The sequence below is a fragment of the Nocardia brevicatena NBRC 12119 genome (assembly GCF_000308495.1).
Taxonomy (GTDB): domain Bacteria; phylum Actinomycetota; class Actinomycetes; order Mycobacteriales; family Mycobacteriaceae; genus Nocardia; species Nocardia brevicatena.
Genome location: NZ_BAFU01000034.1, coordinates 76,447 through 94,786, shown reverse-complemented (window position 1 = coordinate 94,786; position 18,340 = coordinate 76,447). Strand labels below are relative to the sequence as shown.

General features: G+C 67.5%; 13 protein-coding genes and 1 pseudogene. 3 read left to right on the top strand and 11 right to left on the bottom strand.

Annotated features, from left to right (window positions below):
• The coding region (locus ON20_RS39815; RefSeq protein ID WP_218002465.1) for a helix-turn-helix domain-containing protein at positions 1–3,147 on the bottom strand (3,147 nt) is incomplete at its 3' end.
• 324 nt (positions 3,148–3,471) lie between these two features.
• On the opposite strand from ON20_RS39815, the gene ON20_RS07570 reads away from it, so the two are divergent.
• Positions 3,472–4,908, top strand: coding sequence for an amidase (locus ON20_RS07570; RefSeq protein ID WP_051161874.1), 1,437 nt, complete (start codon positions 3,472–3,474; stop codon positions 4,906–4,908).
• 282 nt (positions 4,909–5,190) lie between these two features.
• Here the strand turns inward: ON20_RS07570 and ON20_RS07565 are convergent, their stop codons facing one another.
• The 4 genes from ON20_RS07565 to ON20_RS07550 form a co-directional block, all read right to left on the bottom strand.
• Positions 5,191–6,870, bottom strand: a complete 1,680-nt coding sequence (locus ON20_RS07565) for a WXG100 family type VII secretion target (RefSeq protein ID WP_040834232.1) — start codon at positions 6,868–6,870, stop codon at positions 5,191–5,193.
• A 92-nt stretch (positions 6,871–6,962) separates the two neighbouring features.
• Positions 6,963–7,262 (bottom strand): hypothetical protein, encoded by a 300-nt coding sequence (locus tag ON20_RS07560; RefSeq protein ID WP_040834231.1) that lies wholly within the window; start codon positions 7,260–7,262, stop codon positions 6,963–6,965.
• A gap of 225 nt (positions 7,263–7,487) precedes the next feature.
• Positions 7,488–7,892: a YbaB/EbfC family nucleoid-associated protein gene (locus ON20_RS36160; protein ID WP_218002464.1), complete on the bottom strand. Its 405-nt coding sequence runs from the start codon at positions 7,890–7,892 to the stop codon at positions 7,488–7,490.
• A 1,002-nt stretch (positions 7,893–8,894) separates the two neighbouring features.
• Positions 8,895–10,130 (bottom strand): cytochrome P450 family protein, encoded by a 1,236-nt coding sequence (locus tag ON20_RS07550; RefSeq protein ID WP_040834259.1) that lies wholly within the window; start codon positions 10,128–10,130, stop codon positions 8,895–8,897.
• 262 nt (positions 10,131–10,392) lie between these two features.
• On the opposite strand from ON20_RS07550, the pseudogene ON20_RS34135 reads away from it, so the two are divergent.
• Positions 10,393–10,956, top strand: a pseudogene (locus tag ON20_RS34135) (transposase); the annotation flags it as partial.
• A 297-nt stretch (positions 10,957–11,253) separates the two neighbouring features.
• Here ON20_RS34135 and ON20_RS07540 read toward each other — a convergent pair.
• A complete protein-coding gene (locus ON20_RS07540) occupies positions 11,254–11,472 on the bottom strand; it encodes a hypothetical protein (RefSeq protein WP_040834229.1) in 219 nt (72 codons plus the stop codon).
• A 2,108-nt stretch (positions 11,473–13,580) separates the two neighbouring features.
• Between ON20_RS07540 and ON20_RS36155 the strand changes: the two genes are divergently transcribed.
• Positions 13,581–13,757 carry a hypothetical protein gene (locus ON20_RS36155; protein WP_157228742.1) on the top strand — a complete coding sequence of 59 codons (177 nt, stop codon included), beginning with the start codon at positions 13,581–13,583 and terminating at the stop codon, positions 13,755–13,757.
• Between the two features lie 17 nt (positions 13,758–13,774).
• On the opposite strand, the gene era is transcribed toward ON20_RS36155, so the two are convergent.
• The 5 genes from era to ON20_RS07510 all read right to left on the bottom strand — a co-directional run bounded on the left by era (position 13,775) and on the right by ON20_RS07510 (position 18,078).
• A complete protein-coding gene (gene era, locus ON20_RS07530; RefSeq protein ID WP_040834227.1) occupies positions 13,775–14,692 on the bottom strand; it encodes a GTPase Era in 918 nt (305 codons plus the stop codon).
• Positions 14,685–15,029: a cytidine deaminase-like protein gene (locus ON20_RS07525; protein ID WP_040834226.1), complete on the bottom strand. Its 345-nt coding sequence runs from the start codon at positions 15,027–15,029 to the stop codon at positions 14,685–14,687. The genes era and ON20_RS07525 overlap by 8 nt, the downstream gene beginning before the upstream one ends.
• Positions 15,022–16,362, bottom strand: coding sequence for a hemolysin family protein (locus ON20_RS07520; RefSeq protein ID WP_040834225.1), 1,341 nt, complete (start codon positions 16,360–16,362; stop codon positions 15,022–15,024). Before ON20_RS07520 ends, ON20_RS07525 begins: the two co-directional genes overlap by 8 nt.
• Positions 16,359–16,907 (bottom strand): rRNA maturation RNase YbeY, encoded by a 549-nt coding sequence (ybeY, locus tag ON20_RS07515; RefSeq protein WP_040834224.1) that lies wholly within the window; start codon positions 16,905–16,907, stop codon positions 16,359–16,361. The genes ON20_RS07520 and ybeY overlap by 4 nt, the downstream gene beginning before the upstream one ends.
• Before the next feature lie 103 nt (positions 16,908–17,010).
• Entirely contained in the window at positions 17,011–18,078 is a 1,068-nt protein-coding gene (locus ON20_RS07510) for a PhoH family protein (protein WP_040834257.1), read from the bottom strand.
• Between the last annotated feature and the right edge of the window lie 262 nt (positions 18,079–18,340).

The following is an 18,340-nucleotide window of genomic DNA, read 5'->3' as shown; positions in this document are numbered from 1 at the left end:
GGAGGGCTTGTCATGGCCGACCTCCCACTCGCTGACAGTTCTCTGGGATACACCGAGAAGGTCTCCGAACTGCTGCTGGCTGAGGCGGCGACGATGACGAATACCCCGGAACCACTCGCCGCGTGACTCGCCCTCCTTCGGAGCGACAAAGGGCTGATCCAACAATTCCACCCGATACAACTCCCCCGAGAGATGGTGCCGCAGCCCATAAAACTCCACCGCCGCCTGCACCACCTCCGGCGGAACCCCACCCTCCCGACACAACCTCACCAAACCCTCCAAGGAGGGCTCGACATCTCCCGTCTCCCACCTGCCGACAGTTCTCTGGGATATACCGAGAAGTTTCGCGAACTGCTGCTGGCTGTAGCCGAGACGATGACGAATACCCCGCAACCACTCACCGCGTGACTCGCCCTCCTTCGGAGCGACAAAGGGCTGATCCAACAAATCCACCCGATACAACTCCCCCGAGCGAGGATCACCGAGCCCGAAGTGCTCCACCGCCGCCTGCACCACTTCCGGCGGAACCCCACCCTCCCGACACAACCTCACCAAACCCTCCAAGGAGGGCTTGTCATGGCCGAGCTCCCATTTGCCGACAGTTTTCCGAGATACATCGAGACGTTCCGCGAACTGCCGCTGATCGAGGTCGAGGAGTTCACGCACCTTCCGGAGCCAGGCGCCGAACCGATCCGGCTCGAAGCGTGTGGGATCGGGCCATTCCACCCCGGTGAGTGGGGTGGCGTCCGATGCGTGGGGGGTGGGGGCGGGGGTCTTACCGGTGTCGTCGGGGCCGCTCCACGGGGTTCGGCCGTAGCGCACCGGTGTCCCGCGGTCGCCGCCGCGGCTGTGGGCGGGCTGCGGGGTCCGTGCGACGCCGGTGGGATACCCCGCGCCGTGGCGGGCGGTGGGGGGAGGTGGTGATCCCGTCGGCGGGGTCACCGCCTGCCGGGGGGAGAAGGTGTGCGGTTGGGCCGCGCGGCCCGGGTCGGGGAGTGGGGTGGGGTCGGGCCGGGCGCCGTGGTCGGGGCCGAGGGTGACAAATCGTAGGGTGTCGGTGGCGGCGACCAGCTCCGGTGGGGGTGTGTCCCAGGTCTGCCCGGATTGCGGGTCCCACCACACCGGGCCATCCGCGGCGGGTGGGTAGACCACGGTGATCATGTGGCCGGTGCGGTAGGTCTGCCCGGTATCCGGGTGATGCTCGGACCATTCCACGGCCACCAGCGCCGAGCTCATCGGCCCGGCTGCGGCGATTGCGGCGTGCAGGCGGTCGAACTGTCGCGGTATCGGTTCCCGGTTTCGGTAGTCGCGGAACCGCTGCCCGGCCCAGGCCTCGGCGCGGGTGTTGCCGTCGGTTTCCCCGAGCCGGCCCTCGACCGTTGCGTCGGCGCGGCGTGGTGGTGCGACGGCGGGGTCCCCGAGGAACGAGCGCAGCCCACCGATCGCGGTGGCCACACAGTTGGTGTCGCGGCCCGGTTTGCCGGGGCCGCCGTCGTTGATCAGCCGCCCGTACGGGTTGGTCCTGGGGTCGGCCCCGACCAGGAGGTGACCGTCGGGACCGCGCAGCGCGTCCTCCACCTCCTGTTGGTAGGCGATGTCCTCGAGGGGGGAGAACTCCGCCAACGGAACGGTGTCGCGGCCCTCGACCCCCTCCCCGGTCCCGGGCGGCACCTCGGCCGACGCCGCGTGCCCGCCGGCGTCCCCCGGGGCGGGGGTCACGCTCGGTTCGTCCGGCCGGTCGGTCACCGACGCCTCGGGCAGGTGCTGCGCCGGGACGGTCACCCCCTCGGGCGACGGCGGCACGGCGGTCCGCGCCGGGACGGTCGGGTGGTCGGACAACGGCGACACGGCGGTCCGCGCCGGGACGGTCACCCCCTCGGACAACGGCGACACGGCGGTCCGCGGGGGGCTGATATCGGTCCGCGCCGGCTCGGACGGGAAAGGGGTCCGGGCCGGCGAGGGCTCGGTGGGGCCACCGCCGCGGCCGGGCCCGGCCGGCATGCTCGACACCGGCCGGGCCCCCGCTCGCCCGGTTCCCGGCTCGACCATGTCCGACCGGTAACGCCCATGCTGCACGACCGGTCCGGGTCGTGCCGGTCCCGGGTCCGCGGGCCCGGCAGGCCCCAGACCGTGCGGACCCGGCACCTCGGAACCGGTCCACCGGCCCGCCGGTGCCGGCGGCGGCCCCCCCGACGAGCCACTCCGCCGCCACGGCAACCCGGCCACCACCGACGCGGCCGGCGTGGCCGGCGCCGACGCGGCCGGCGTGCGAATCGCATGCCCCGCCGCCCCGATCACCCCCCCACCGAAACCACTGACCAGCATCTCCGTCCAATCACCGGCGGCCAGGTCCCCACCCACCATCGCCACCGAGGCCACGGTCCCGACCACCGAACCGGCCACCCCACCGACACCACCCAGCAGCGACACCTCCACCGCCCGCCGGGCCCTCGGACCGATCACCCGCCCCACCGATTCCCCCACCCGACCCACCACCGACCCCGCCCACCGCGCCGCCGCCTCACCACCCACACCACCGGCCCCACCCGAGACCGCCGACACCCGCACCGACCCCCAATCCACCCCCCGACGGTGGCCCTGCCGGATCTGCGTCCCCTGCGCCGCCAGATCCGCACCACCACCCTGCACCGCACCGAACACCCCGCCCTGGGTCACCACCGCCAAGACCGGTCGCGTCTCCACGAACCGCGCCCCCCGCAGCAGCAACCGCGCAATCAGCTGTAAATACCCGACCCGCATGGCCTGCTGCGCCGCCACCCGAGACGCCACCGCCACCATCGCCCCACCCGGAAGCATCACCACCCACGCCAACTGCACCAACAAAATCAACCCGGAATAGATCACCAACAACTTCTCGAACTCGAGACCGACAGCACCATCGCGCAACTGCTCGGCCAAACCCCCCGCATACTCCGCCAGACCCCGCAACTCCCGCTCGAGAACCGACCAACCCTCCACCACCACGGCACCGGTGACCCCGGCGACCGCCCCCACCCCCAACCCCGCCACCACGACCTGCTGCTCGACCAAGGCCAACAGAGCCGCCCGCACCACCTCCCACACCCCGGCCAGCTCCCGCATCCCGTCCTCATCCCCCACCGGGAAATGACCCACCGCCAACGACACCAACCAATCCGGAAACTCCGGCGGAAGCTCCAAACCCACAACCACGACCCCCTTCGGCAGTCGCGAAAATTATGAGCCACCCCCACCCCCCGGCTGTTCTCATCAATGAACCGACCGCACACCCACAAGTATTCTCACCTGCGCACCAGGCCCCGCCACCGAGCCTCCGCGGCCGGGCCACCTCTGTGAACGCCGATTCCCACCGCCGCGGGCCGCTACGCGGCGCCTTCGCCGGCAACCGGGTACACGGGAGACGAGCAGATATGGACGTTTGACCAATTCGGCGTTACCGTGCAGAAGAAGGACCGAGTAGACGGAGCGCACATGCCAGTCGCCGACAATGTCGTGGATTCCGATACCCCACCCGCGAAAGAACGCGGATTGGCCGAGTACGCGGCGGCGATCGCACACGGCCGGATCAGCTCGGTCCAGGCCGTGACCGAAACACTCGACCGGATCGCAGCGAGTCGCACGGCGCTCAACGCGTTCAAGCTCCTCCGCCGGGACAAGGCGCTCGCCGAGGCCGCCGAGGCGGACCGGCGGATCGCGGCCGGCGTGCGGTTGCCGCTGCTCGGCGTGCCGATCGCGGTCAAGGACGACACCGATATCGCCGGCGAGCCCACCTCCTTCGGGGTGGGCGGCGAATTCGAGCCGAAGACCGCCGACGCAGAATCGGTGCGCCGACTGCGCGCGGCGGGCGCGGTGATCGTCGGCAAAACCCACACCTGTGAATACGGACAACTGCCGTTCACCAGCGGCGCCGCCTTCGGCTACACCCGCAACCCGTGGCATCGCGAGCACACCCCCGGTGGCTCCTCCGGCGGATCGGCCGCCGCCGTGACCGCCGGACTGGTTCCCGCGGCACTCGGATCCGACGGAGCCGGTTCGGTGCGGATCCCGGCATCGTGGACGAACCTCGTGGGGATCAAACCCCAACGCGGACGGATCTCCACCTGGCCGCTGCCCGAGGCGTTCCATGGTCTCACCGTGAACGGTCCGCTGGCCCGCACCGTCGCCGACGCGGCGCTGCTGCTCGACGCGGCGGCCGGCCCGCATCCGGGCGATCTGCACACCCCCGAACCGCTCGTCCTATCCGACGCGGTGGGCCGCGATCCCGGCCGACTGCGCATCGCGCTGTCACTGCGTATCCCGTTCACCGCCATCAGAACCGCCCTCGATCCCCAAGTCGAGGCGGGAGTGCGGCGGATCGCCACCACCCTGCGGAAACTGGGCCATATCGTGACGGTCACCGACCTGACCTACGGAATCCTGCCCGGCGCATCGTTTCTGCCCCGCTCGATGGCCGGTATCCGGGACACCCACCGCAACTACCCCGGCGCCGTGGTCGATCCCCGCACACTGTCGAACGTCCGTCTCGGCCGGCTGCTCGGCGGCCCCGCCCTGACCCTCGCGCGACGACTGGAACCGGTGCTGCACAAGAGGATCGGTGCGTTCTTCGACGATTTCGACGTCGTCCTCGCCCCCACCACGGCCAAACCCGCGCCCCGCGTCGAGGACATCGATGGTCTCGGCTCCTGGGCCACCGACGAACTCATCACCGCCACCTGCCCGTACACGTGGCCGTGGAACGTCCTCGGCTGGCCGAGCGTGAACGTCCCCGCAGGTTTCACCGCTACCGGCCTGCCCATCGGCGCCCAACTGATGGGACCAGCGTCCGGCGAACCCCGCCTGATTTCCCTGGCCGCGCAACTGGAATCGGAACTGCGCTGGGACCGTCACCACCCCGAACAGTGGTGGTGACTGCCGAGGGACGCCGGCAACCACCCCGGCGAGCGGACCGTTCGAACCGCTCCCGCGCGCCCGGATGAACCTCTCGGCGCGCATCCTGAGCCGCACAGCTGTCTACACACAACACATACCGAGAGCCCGTCGTCTCGAGGTCGCCGGACAGCGGCCTGCCCAGAACGCCGCACCTGTCGGATCGGCAGTCGACCGCGTTACCGCCCGAATCCGGGTCGGAACCCGCAAACGCACAAGATGGTTCCATGACGACAGGCGGATATGTACGAAAACCGGGTCTCGTCAACCGGCCCGGCGCGCCGCGTCGACCAGCAGCCGGTGCAGCACACCGGCCGTCTCTCCCGCCCGACCCGCGCCCGAGACCACCTCGACGAATGCCTCCACCAGCACCGACTCCGGATCGAACCGACCCGCTCCGCCGGCTCCTGCCAGCGCGTCCCGCCACTGCCGATAGTCGTATACCAGCCGCCCCAACGAGCGGTGCCGATAGTCCGGGGCCACGACACCCAGGAAGTGCTGGATCAGCGCCCGCTGTACCTTTCGTTGGGCGTTGTGCTCGCCGAGAGCGTCCAATGCCCGACCCAGTTCCCGGACCACCACCGTATATATCCGGCCGGCGGGCGATTCGGGGACAGTCGTCTCCGGGGCCCACGCGGGACCATCGCTGTCGGATCGGCGCGGGGCGGTCGGCCTCGCACGGTTCAGAATCAACCGGACAGCACAGGCCGCCGACCCATCGACGCCGAGGATCCGTTCCCACCGGGTGCATGCCGGCTCACCGCCGGCCATCTCGGCGATCTCGACTACCCGCAGGTCCAGGATGCGATGGCCGGTGAGCACGTCGTCCAGAGCTGCCGCGAGCTCGCGCACCGTGGGCTCGTCCACTCCGGCGGTGTCGAACCCCACCAGAGCGAGTCCATGTCGGGTGGCCATCTCGCCGGCGATACGCAGCACCTCCGGCTCGGTGCGAACAACCCGTGGCGACGCGTCCACCGTGCGGGGCGGAGAGGATTTCGCCGCGTTCGCCGCACGTTTGACGGAAGGCTGCCGGGTGGGCCCGGCCGCTTTCCCGGTATTGGGCGGCTGCCCCGTGCGGGGGGCGGAGGGGCGCGGCGGTGGCTCCTCCACCGGACCACGAGGCGCGTTCGGCGATACCGGCGCGGATATCCCTCTGCCCGAAGAAGTACCCCCGGACCATGGTGTTCTCCCCGGCCGAGCGGCTGTGAACATATCCGGTCGCGAGCCCGCGGCGGTCGTTGCGGAACGGTTCGGCGGTCCCGCCGCATCGGTATCGCCGGAGAGTACGGAGCGGGGCCCGGGATGGGTCCGCGCTCCCGGTATGTCCTGCGGTCCGCTCGCGATGCCCGGCGGGGGCGGGGAGTCACTTCGAGGAGTGGGCGGTTGCGGGGAGCCGCCCGAACGTGGTGCCCCGGTCGACGCGGATTCCCCGGAAACCGGATTACCACTCGTCGGGCCGGCTTCCGGGGGCACCATATCCGGTGTGGATCGACGGCCGGGCTGCTCTCCGACAACGGAACCGGCCGGCTCGAGGCCACGGTCCCCGACCGGAGCCATCCACTCCGATCCCGGGCCGTATATCCGGCCGGGGCCGACCGCCGGTCCCGGCCGAGCCGTATCAGTGGCATCGGGAGCAGCGCGTCGGACCACCCTGCCCATGTCGATATCTCCGGCTTCGAACGAGGCGGCGGAATCGGTGAGACCGGTGCTCATGGTGTCCAGGGCGGTGACCATCCGGTCGAGAGCTTCGACCGCCTGCCGCGAACCGGGCAGGTAGTACTTCTCGAACGCTTTCCCTGGTTCGTCGGTGCCCCAAGCGATGCCCGCGCGCTCGATCGCGCTTTTCAGTTCGGCCGTGAGGAGCATCGCACGGTCGGCGATATCCCGCTGCCGAGTGGCCGAGGCGCGGAGCTTTTCCGGGTCAACAGATAGCGAATCGCTCAATTCGAACTCCTCGGCGACACCTGGTCTTCGACAACCGCGAAATCGGACTTACGATCTGTCCGCACGTTTCCCAGCAACGGGAACCACGGACCTCATAGCGGCGGATACACCTGGTACCCCGGTACTTCACGGCCATCCCGGATGGCTTCGTCGTACTCTTTCCCGATCAGCACCGGTGGCAGACCACGATGCGCCGTCACCACCCCGGTGTTGCTGTTGACCGCATAGTTACCCAAGCCCATTCCCCGCCCCAGCGAAACCTCCTCCGGCGACAGCACCGGACGACACACCCATCCATATCGGCATTCGATGATCTGGAACCGCCGATCCGTCGCGAGCACTCGTGCCAGATACTGTTGCACCTCTTCCGGCGTACGCAATCGCTGCGGCATCGAACAATCTCCTCCGGTCGAAATCCAGGATCGAGCCCGCTACCCCTACCGGTGAAATCGCAACGGGAACACATGGGAACCGTCGTGAAGGGGTTGTTCGCCGAGCTCGATCCGAGTGATGTTGTCGAGCACCATCCGAAGCGGGGTCTCTGGCTCCGGTTCCGCCGGCGGTGCACCGATGAATACGCCGCCCACTCGAACCGACCGGCCGTACCATCCGCACAGTCACCAGGTCCCGCTCTCTCCCAACAGCTTCGCCCGTATTTCCCGCACGTCGGGCATCTCCGGCACCAGATCCGACAGATCCGGCCCCACGTCCGTCTCCGCCACGAGGGGAGCGACCAACGACTCGCTGTGTTCCCGCGCCGCGGACGCCGCCGCACGCGCCGCCTCGGTGAACGCCGCCTCCACCTTCTGCGGAGTGCTTCGCATGGCCTTGGCCGACACCCGCGTCCGTACCACCATGCCGTCGGCGTCGACGGTCACTTCCACCAGTCCGTCCGACGAGGTGGCCTGCATCCGCAGCTGGTCCAACTGTTCCCGGATCTCGCCCATCCGCGCCTGCTGCTTCTCGAGCACGGCCCGGACCCGTTCGATCTCCTCGCGCAAGACCTCATTGGTCGATCGCAACGCCTCACGATCCCATTCCTCCATAGAGAACCGCTTTCCAGAAATACCTGTGGGACTGTTCGACAGGGCTCGGGCGAGTGTTACATTCCGGTCGGACATACCGACGCTCACTTCCGGACGCCCAGAGACGCATCGAGGCAGTGACACGCTCCACGACCGGACACCGGTGTCCGAACACCGACGCCACCCACGGCTCGACAACGGCACCATGAGCTCGACCCGAACCATCACTCCTCTCTCACAACGACTTACAGGACCGGCACCGAAAGGCAGGCCGGGCGCCTTCCCGGGACCGCCGCAGGTACGGGCAATGGAGCTTGCCATATTTTAACAATCTAAATTTTCATTGCATCGGTTCTGACATATCGCATACGCGCCACCGATGTCATCCACCCTCCCGACGTCCGTGCCGCTCACCGACCGCACATCCTGGGTACAGAAGACGAGCACGCCGGAGAGCGGTAGCCCGAGTCGCCGGACGGGGCGTCGGTGACGACCGCGGCGTATGACAAACCAAGCCATCTCGGGACCCGGCTCTGAACGATGAACGACGGAACGCCCCTGCGCTACGGCATACCTCGCGGCGGCGGCCGTCTCGCCGCGCGAACAGGCCGCGTTCCGCGTCGAACAGCGCAGCGGGCCACCATATCCACGCGATCGGAGCCTTGTTGCGGTATCCGTGGTCGGCCCGGCCGCCCATCCGACAGGTTGCCAGTGACGATCGGTCCCCTAGCCATGGGAGTGAAGAACACATGCAGCACCCGCGCCGAGGTCAACCGCTCGAACTGCGGATAAGCGGTGCGCTCGATCGACGTCACCTGCGAACTTCTCCGACCGGGTTGGTGCCCCTATCCGACTTACCGTGGCTGCCTCCCTCGGGGATATCGAGCCGCGGAGCAGATCCGCCGGAACCGGTCACAATGCCGTGTGATCCCGTTCACCCCTCGAGAACCGCTTTCCGGAAATGTCCGCGTGGACCGCCGAGCAGGACTCGACCGAGAGTTACGACCCGTTCAGGTATACCGGCAGCTCATGGTGGCCATTGGACATGAAACTGGGCAGATGTCGCAGTTCTTCGGCCGGGACCGCCAATCGCATGCGGGGGAACCTTTCGAAGATGGCCGGCAACGCTACCCCCGCTTCCAGGCGTGCCAGGGACGCGCCGAGGCAGTGATGCGCCCCGTGTCCGAAAGCCATATGGCTCTTGTTTTTTCGAGATGCGTCGAATTCGCCTGCCGTATCACCGTATACCTCTGGGTCGAGGTTCGCCGCGGCGAAGGAAGGCAGTATCGCGTCACCCTTACCGATCCACACCCCTTCCACCTCCAGATCCTGCACCGCGAACCGCAGGGGGAGGTGCGCGACCGGCGCCTGGAAACGCAGCGTCTCCTCCATCAGATCCGACCATGACACTGACACTCGCCCGTCCATCAGGTCGGCTCGCTGCCCCGGGTTCGCCAGCAGGGTGAAAATGGCCTGATCCAGCAGGTTCACCGTGGTCTCATGACCCGCGCCGATCACCAGGATCAAGGTGTCCATGAGCTCCTGCTCGGTGAGCGAGGTCTCCTCCTCGTCGCGATGAGCGATGAGCAGACTCGTCATATCCTCGCCGGGATGAGCCCGACGGTAGGCAATGAGTTCGGCGATCAGCTCGCACAGCTCCGCGAAATTCGTCCGGGACTGCTCCGCGGTCAGACTGGTGTCGAACGACCGGGCCACGAGGTTGCGCAATGCCGGCCGAAACGATTCCGGCACCCCCATCAGCTCGGTGATGACACCCAGCGGTACCGGGTAGGCGTACCGTTCGCGAATATCGACCGGCTCGGTGTCCGGTGCCGCGGCCAGTTCGTCGAGCATCGCCGTGGTGATCTCCTCGATCCACGGCCGCAGCGCGGCGGTGCGCTGCTGAGTGAAGGCAGGGGCCACCAGTTTGCGGAGCCGTCGATGGTCCTTCCCGTAAGCGGTGAGCATGCCGGTGAGCGAAACCGAAGGGAACAGGGACCATTCCGGTGTGATCTCTCCATTGATGAACGCGGGCCAGTGCAGTCGCGGATTCCGAGACACCAAGGGGCTCGCCAAGACCTTCCTCAGCGCGGCGGCACTGTTTATCGCCCAGGCACGCACGCCGCCCGGCAGTTCCACCGGCGTGACCGGCCCACGGGCTCGCATTCGGACCACCTCACCATGGATATCGGCGCCGGAGGGGTCCAGGACCAAGGGCTCGAGTTGTGTTTCCATCTGCACTCCTTTCAGGGGCGAACGGCCTGTACACCAAGCCGAGCGTCCGGGGGCCGGGGCCCCGCAGCGGCATCGGTCATACCGCCGCGCAGCACTCACAAACCCCTTCGCTGCCTGGTCGAGTCGCCACCGATCAGGCTCAGCACCAGTCTGAACGGTCAGGAGGGGGAATACATCGTGGGCGAATAGGTATCGCTACCTAGAGGACGTCTCATGTGGACGGAAGTAGTTGTGCCGTATAACGTGACCGGTGATGGATGCTCTGGCTCGACATCCGGCTCCGGATGCATTGTGGGACATCGCCGAACCACCGATTCCGAGGTTCGCTCCGCGCCGGCAGGGCGGTGGAACCGCGCCGGTCGATGATCGTGCGGTGTTGGTTGCGGTCGTGTTCGTGCCGACCAGCGGGTGTGCGTGGCGGCAGTTGCCGCCGGCGTTCGGGGTGAGTGTCCTGTCGGATGCGAATGGTATCCCGCTGGTTACCGGCGCGAACGTCCACGACAGCGTCATGCCGTGGCCGTTGGTGGATGCGTTTCCGGCGATCCGGTCCCGGCACGGTCCGCGCCGCCGTCGGCCCGAGCGGTTGCGCGCCCACAAGGGCTACGAGTCGGCCGCTCACCGACACCGGCCGCGTGGCCGGCGCATCATTGCGCGCATCGCTCGCCGCGGGATCAACGATCCCACCCGTTTGGGCCGCCATCGATGGGAGATCGAACGCAGCCTCGACCGGCTCGCTGGATACCGACGACCGGCCATCCGCTACGAACGCTACGGACACCTCTTCTCGGCCTTTCTCGGCCTCGCCGCCGCGATCATCTGCTCGAGAAACTCACCACATGAGACAGCCTCTTATTCGCGCCCGTGTCGGGGAGCATTCGATGTGGCAAGGCCGTCCACGGCGGTTCCGCTCATTCCACATGGATATGCCATTGTGCGATAGGTATTCTCCCAGCATGACGGCGAGAAAACGTTCTGGTCAGCCCGTGACGACCGGCGGCTTCGTCGGTCGAGCCGTGTAGCTGGATCGGATCCTCTACTCACTGCAATCCTTCGCCCAACTGATCACACTGACCAGGGCGGGGGGCATCGGAAAGACACAACTCGCCGCCGAGGCGATGCGTCGCTACCGCAAGGTGAAACCGGCTTCGGTGTACTGGGTCAGGCTCGCCCACCTGCCCAAGGCCGCCGATCGGACCGCGGTAACCGCGGAGATAGCCCGGTCGGTGCTCGACCTGGACACGTCGAGGCGGTCGGCGTGGGACGCGATCGTCGATTCGCTGTCCCCCCAGGATGATGCCGGGTCGCCGGCGCAGAAGTACTGGTGCTGGACAACTGCGAACATATCCTCGACAGCGTGGGCCCGGTGATCGCCGATATCCTGTACACGGTGCCACGGTTGACGATCCTGGCGACCAGCCGCACCATGATCGGTTGGAGCGACGAATATCTCGTCGAGGTCCCCCAGCTGCCGGCACAGGACGCATCGGCACTGTTCCTGCACCGCGCGCAGGCTCTCGGTCATCCGATCGAGGGGGCGGACCAGTTGGCGGCGGTCGACGCCATCTGCCGTCATATGCAGAACACACCGCTTTTCATACGTTTGGCCGCCGCTCGGCTGCGGCAACGACCGCTGGCCGGGATTCTGCAGGATCTGGATCGCGCCAACAGCGGTGACCAGCATATGGGCTGGAGCAGTGGACCGAGCACCACCGGCGACATTCGACATCACAGCATCGGTGACGCCATCGCCTGGTCCTACGAACTCTGCAGCGACAAGGAGCGACTCCTGTTCGAGCGGTTATCGGTATTCGCCGCGGGATACGGCATCGATCCCGACTACAACGGGTTCACGATAGGCGCAGAGCCGGAGGCGATCGTCGAGGTCTGTTCCGACGATACGATTGCCCCGGCCCCCGAGGGATTCCCACCCGATCCCACCGCCGTGCGGCTATCACGCGAAGAGATCCCGAGTCTGCTGGACCACCTGGTCGATCGCTCTCTGGTCTCCCTACAAATCCGAGAGAACTCGGTCCGTTACTCATTGATGGAGCGTCTGCACGTATTCGCCCGACAGCGGCTCGAGGCGCGTGGTATCGGCACGACGTCGGAACAGGCCCGACTGTCACGGCGGCATCTGCGCTACTACCACGACGCGCTCCACCGGGCCGCGGTGGATTGGGTCGGCCCACAGGAACAGCACGTTTTCGACTGGCTGCGCACGGCATGGCCGAATCTCATGGTCGCCGTGCACACGAGTTCGGCCACGCCCGTCGAAGCGGCGCTCGGCCTGCGGATCTGTATCGCCATCCACGCCTTCCCGCCGATCACCCATACGGCCTCCATCCGGGAGATACGAATGTGGACCGAACGCGCGCTGAAGGCCACCGACTCGACGCCGGAGGACTACCCCCATACGCGAACGACGGCCAAGGCGCTCGTAGCGTACAGCGCACTTCGCCAAGGTATGGGTGCCGAGGCGGAGCGGCTGCTCGACGAATGTCTCACCGCCTGCGGTGTCCGTCCGGACCGTCGAACCGCCCCCGAACCCGCCCCCGGCCTCCCCGCCGCGGTCGAATTCGTCTGGGGGATGATTTTGTGGACCCTCCACAACGATGCCCATGCCGTGCCCTTGTTGGCCGGCGCGCAGCGGAAAGCGTTGGACAGCAGCGGGGTCGGGTTCGCCGCCGTCTACGGATCGGCCGCCGCCGGCGCGGCGGCCCGGATGTCGGCCTCGGACCGGCAGGTGGACGAGGTCGTCGACGAAATGTTCCAGCGAGCCGAGAGCACAGAATCGCCCTGGACCACGACCTGGGCGTATCTGATAAAGGCCATAGTGTCCATCGAACGGGGCGACCCCTCGACAGCCCTGGAATTCATCCACCGTACGCAGGGCCGAAACCTCTCCGCATCCGACCAGCTGGGGTGGGTACTGCTACTGCGGGCATGGGCATTGGGGCAGACCGTGGTCGACACGGCCGACACCGCCGGTCGCAATCGTCTGGTCGATCACGCGCTACCTGTTCGGGGTTCATCGAGCGCTGCACAACAAACTCGGGCTGGATTTCCAGCTGCTACCGCACTTCGCCGAACGGAACGAACGCACCCTCACCGCGTTGAAGAGGTCCCTGGGAGCCGACGCGTTCGACAAGGAGTACGAACGTGGCACCCGTATCCCCCCTCGGATCACCGCGTTCGAGGAACTGAGGGAAAACCTGTTCGAACTCCGAGAAGTGAAACGGTCCGCCGGCCCCTCCCCTACGAGAAAAGCACCCTGGGACGAGCTGTCTCCGGCCGAGCAGAGCGTGGCGATTCTCGCGTCGGCCAGTATCACCAATGCGATGATCGCCGCGCGCCGAGGTACATCCACGCGTACCGTAGAGGCGCAATTGGCTTCGGTGCTCAGGAAGCTCGGGATCCCCTCACGCCATCACATCGAGCAATGCATCCCGGATGAGCGAATCGCCGAAGTCCCTGGGGAAGCACAGCGGTGGAACGGCGGCGATCGTCAACGGCGACCCCGAGGGCGAACGGACATTCCACCGCAGCACGGCCGCAAGAGTCGCGTCCGACCCGCTTTACCGGTCCGTCCGGGAACACGGCTCGTACATCGCGGTCCTGCTCGGATGAGCAGCGGCGCCCACTCCTCAGAACCCCAGTTTGCCCAACTGTTTCGGATCGCGCTGCCAGTCCTTGGCGACCTTCACATGCAGATTCAGGTAGATACGGGTGCCGAGGATATGTTCGATCTGCTTGCGGGCGTTGGTGCCCACCTCCTTGAGACGGGACCCGCCCTTGCCGATGACGATCGCCTTCTGGCTGGGGCGTTCCACATACAGCAGGGCGTGTACGTCGAGCATGTCCTCGCGGCCCTCACGGGGCAGCACCTCCTCGATCACCACGGCCAGCGAATGCGGCAGCTCGTCGCGGACACCCTCGAGCGCGGCCTCCCGGATGAGCTCGGCCATCAGGGTTTCCTCCGGCTCGTCGGTGAGTTCACCGTCGGGGTAGAACGCCGGGCCCTCCGGCATCTGCGCCGCGATGACATCCACGAGAACCTCGACCTGTTCCCCCTTCACCGCCGAGACGGGGACTATCTCGGCCTCCGGACCCAACAGCTGCGATACCGCCAACAGTTGCTCGGCGATCCGGTCGCGGCCCACCTTGTCGGTCTTGGTGACCACCCCGAGCAGGGTGGTCTTCGGCGCCATCTGCCGCACCTGCTGCACGATCCACCGGTCACCGGGACCGATCTTCTCGTCGGCCGGTATACACAGGGCGATCACATCGACCTCGGAGTAGGTGTCGCGCACCAGATCGTTGAGACGCTGCCCGAGCAGGGTGCGCGGCCGGTGCAGGCCGGGAGTGTCGACCAGGATCAGCTGGGCGTGTTCGCGGTGCACGATCCCGCGAATGGTGTGCCGGGTGGTCTGCGGACGCGACGAGGTGATCGCGATCTTCGCGCCGACCAGCGCATTGGTCAGCGTCGACTTGCCGGTGTTCGGGCGGCCGACGAAACAGACGAAGCCGGAACGGAATTCCCCCTCGGCGGATCGTTCAGCCACCGTGGACTCCCTCGGCTATCTCGAACACCGCACCGGATCGGTCGGTGAAGATGATGCGGGCCTGCCGCGACACCTCGCGCACCGCGGGAACCCCGGCGTCGGAGAACTGGCCGCCGACCACGACCGCGGCCTCGAAACCCTCCGCGCCGCTGGAGATGGCGGCGGCGACCGCGGCCTGCAACGCCGTCAGCCGCAACCCCTGCAGCTCGACGGTCCCGGCGGCATAGGTGCGGCCGTCGGTGTCGCGGATCGCCGCGCCGCTGCCCCCACCGGTGCGGCCCATCGCCCCGCGGGCCAACACCAGCAGCTTGTTGTCCTCGGCATCCAGTTCAGGCATCGTCTCCCTCTTCGTTCCGACCGGACGGACGATCCCGGCCCGGCCTCTCGCCGTTCGATTCCGCGCTCGCTGTGCCCTCCTCGGATACGCGGCGCACCGTCACGGTATGTACCCGCACCCGTCCGCGCGCGTCCGCGCTGCCCTCACCGCGCAACATCAGACCGTGCGCCGTGACCTCCGACCCGGGCAGCGGCACCCGGCCCAGTTCGTGCGCCAACAGCCCGCCGACGGTGTCGACGTCCTCGGCGTCGATCTCCAACCCGTACAGCTCCCCCAGATCGTCGATCGGCAACCGCGCCGACACCCGGTAACGACCGTCGCCGAGTTCCTCGATCGGCGGAGTCTCGTCGGTATCGTATTCATCGGCGATCTCGCCGACGATCTCCTCCAGCACGTCCTCGATGGTAACCAGGCCCGCGATACCGCCGTACTCGTCCACCAACAGCGCCATATGGTTGCGCCGCCGCTGCATCTCGTCGAGCAGATCGTCCAGCGGTTTGGAATCGGGCAGGAACACCGCCGCGCGCATCACCTCGCGGACTCGCACACTCCGACCACGATCGGCGTAGGGAACCAGGTCCTTCAAATACACCACGCCGAGAATGTCGTCGACGTTCTCGCCGATGACCGGTATGCGGGAATGGCCGCTGCGCACCGCCAGCGACATGGCCTGCGCCACCGATTTGTCCGCCTCGATCCACACCATCTCGGTGCGCGGCACCATCACCGCGCGGGCGATGGTGTCGCCGAGTTCGAACACCGACTGGATCATCCGGCGTTCCTCGTCGGCCACCACCCCGCGCTCGCGCGCCATATCGACCACTTCGCGCAGTTCGATCTCGGAGGCGAAGGGGCCGTTCCGGAACCCCTTACCGGGGGTGATGGCGTTACCGATGAGGATCAGCAGCCGGCTCAACGGGCCCAGCACCGCACCGATGAACTGCAGCGGCAGACTCGCGGCCAGCGCGATCGAATAGGCGTGCTGGCGGCCCAGGGTGCGCGGCCCCACCCCGATGACCACATAGTTCACCAGCACCATGATCCCCGCGGTGACCAGCAGCGCCGCCGCGTTGCCCCAGATGGACAACAGCGCGGCGGCCAACAACACGGTGGCGCTGATTTCGCACAGGATGCGCAACAACACCATGAGGTTCACATAGCGTGGCCGGTCGTCGATTATGCGACTCAGCCGTACCGCGCCGAGTCGCTCGAGTCGCGCCATATCGTCGAGCCGCGCGGCGGAAATGGTGTTCAGCGCGGAATCGAGTGCCGCGAACACACCGCCCACCGGGACGAGCAGAACCGCGAGCAGCAGTAGAACCGGTTCGCTCACGCCTGCGCGTCACCCGGTGCCGTGAAACCCGCCTTTCCCAGCAGCCGGGCATCCCGAGCGGCCAGTTCGGCCCGGCGCCGCGCCTCGCGCAGGCTCTCGTACCACTCCTCGAGCAGCCGGGCCTGTAGCCCGAACATCTCCTTCTCCTCCTCCGGCTCGGCATGGTCGTAGCCCAGCAGGTGGAGCATTCCGTGCACGGTGAGCAGCGCGAGCTCGTGATCGAGCGAATGCCCGGCCTTGCGGGCCTGGTCGAGGGCGAATTCCGGGCACAGCACGATATCGCCGAGCATGGAGGGGCCGGGCTCCGGGCTGTCCGGGCGACCGCCGGGTTCGAGTTCGTCCATCGGGAACGACATCACATCGGTCGGTCCCGGCAGGTCCATCCAGCGCATGTGTAGATCGGCCATGGTGTCGAGATCGACGAGCACCATGGACAGTTCCGCGGCCGGATGCACCTCCATCCGGCCGATCACGAACCGCGCGACACCCACCAGGTCTTCCTCGGGTACGTCCATACCCGACTCGTTGGCGATCTCGATACTCACCGGTCAAGCCTATCCGAGTGACGGTATCCGACCCGCGTCGGAACGTGCCGCGCCGACGACCGCCCCGCACGACCCGCTGGGGACCGTACCGGCACCGGGCGCGTCAGCGCCGCCCCGCCCGACCGGCCGCGCGCCGCTGGGCACGGTTACCCGCCATATGCGGCCCCACCTGCGGCCGGGCCGTGGCCTCGAACCGGTCGTAGGCGTCCACGATCTCCGAGACCAGCCGGTGCCGCACGACATCGCTGCTGGTGAGCTCGGCGAAATGGATATCGTCGATGGCGGACAGGATCTCGGTGGCCGCCCGCAGTCCCGACCGCGCCCCGCTGGGCAGATCGACCTGGGTGATATCGCCGGTCACCACGATCTTCGAGCCGAACCCGAGGCGGGTCAGGAACATCTTCATCTGCTCGCCGGTGGTGTTCTGCGCCTCGTCGAGGATGATGAACGACGAGTTCAGGGTGCGCCCGCGCATATACGCCAGGGGCGCGACCTCGATCACACCGGCCGCCATCAGCTTCGGAATGGACTCCGGGTCCATCATGTCGTGCAGGGCGTCGTAGAGCGGGCGCAGATACGGGTCGATCTTCTCGTTCAGGGTGCCGGGAAGGAAACCGAGCCGCTCACCGGCCTCTACCGCGGGACGTGTGAGGATGATTCGGTCGACCTGTTTGGTCTGCAGCGCCTGTACGGCCTTGGCCATGGCCAGATAGGTCTTGCCGGTGCCCGCGGGGCCGACGCCGAACACGATGGTGTGGACGTCGATGGCATCGACATAGCGCTTCTGATTGAGCGTTTTGGGGCGAATGGTTTTACCGCGCCGGGACAGGATGTCCAGGCTGAGCACCTCGGCCGGAGATTCGGCACTGCCCTCGGTGAGCATGGACACGGTGTGTCGCACGGCCTCGGGGGTCACCACCCGGTTGCGGCCGGTGAGCGCCACGAGCTGCTCCACCACCCGCTCCGCCAGCGCCACGTCGGAGGCGCGGCCGGTGAGGGTGACCGTATTGCCGCGAACATGGATGTCGGCGTCGATCAGCTGCTCGAGTTCCCGCAGGTTCTCATCGGCCGAACCGAGGAAGGGGAATACCGACTCGGGGGCGAGTTCGATACTGGAACGGACGGTGCGCGCCGCGGGGCCCTGACTGCCGCCGGCGCCGTCACCGGTCACGGGAGTGGTCTGGTCGCCGATGTCGCCTTGTGATCGCACGTAGTGGCTATGGCCTGCTTTCCGGTCTCGAAGCTGCTGTCGCGAATCCTCACGGTGGATGAGGGGCGCCCGCCATGAGGAGGTCTTCGCCCCAAAGTTTAACGCGCGATACCGACGCCTCCCACTGAAATTACCGCTGTCCACATCCCGGTGCACCTGGGTGTTCCGGCGGGTGGGCAGGGCCGTTCACCCGCCGGTCACCGCCGACCCGGGGTCGAGGACC

What these genes read in the sequence shown, in the direction of transcription:
- ON20_RS07570 (WP_051161874.1), top strand. Translation starts at nt 3,472, where the DNA reads ATGCCAGTCGCCGACAATGTCGTGGATTCCGATACCCCACCCGCGAAA.
- ON20_RS07560 (WP_040834231.1), bottom strand. Translation starts at nt 7,262, where the DNA reads ATGCCGCAGCGATTGCGTACGCCGGAAGAGGTGCAACAGTATCTGGCA.
- ON20_RS07550 (WP_040834259.1), bottom strand. Translation starts at nt 10,130, where the DNA reads ATGGAAACACAACTCGAGCCCTTGGTCCTGGACCCCTCCGGCGCCGAT.
- ON20_RS07540 (WP_040834229.1), bottom strand. Translation starts at nt 11,472, where the DNA reads ATGTTCGCAGTTGTCCAGCACCAGTACTTCTGCGCCGGCGACCCGGCA.
- ON20_RS36155 (WP_157228742.1), top strand. Translation starts at nt 13,581, where the DNA reads ATGAGCGAATCGCCGAAGTCCCTGGGGAAGCACAGCGGTGGAACGGCG.
- ON20_RS07525 (WP_040834226.1), bottom strand. Translation starts at nt 15,029, where the DNA reads ATGCCTGAACTGGATGCCGAGGACAACAAGCTGCTGGTGTTGGCCCGC.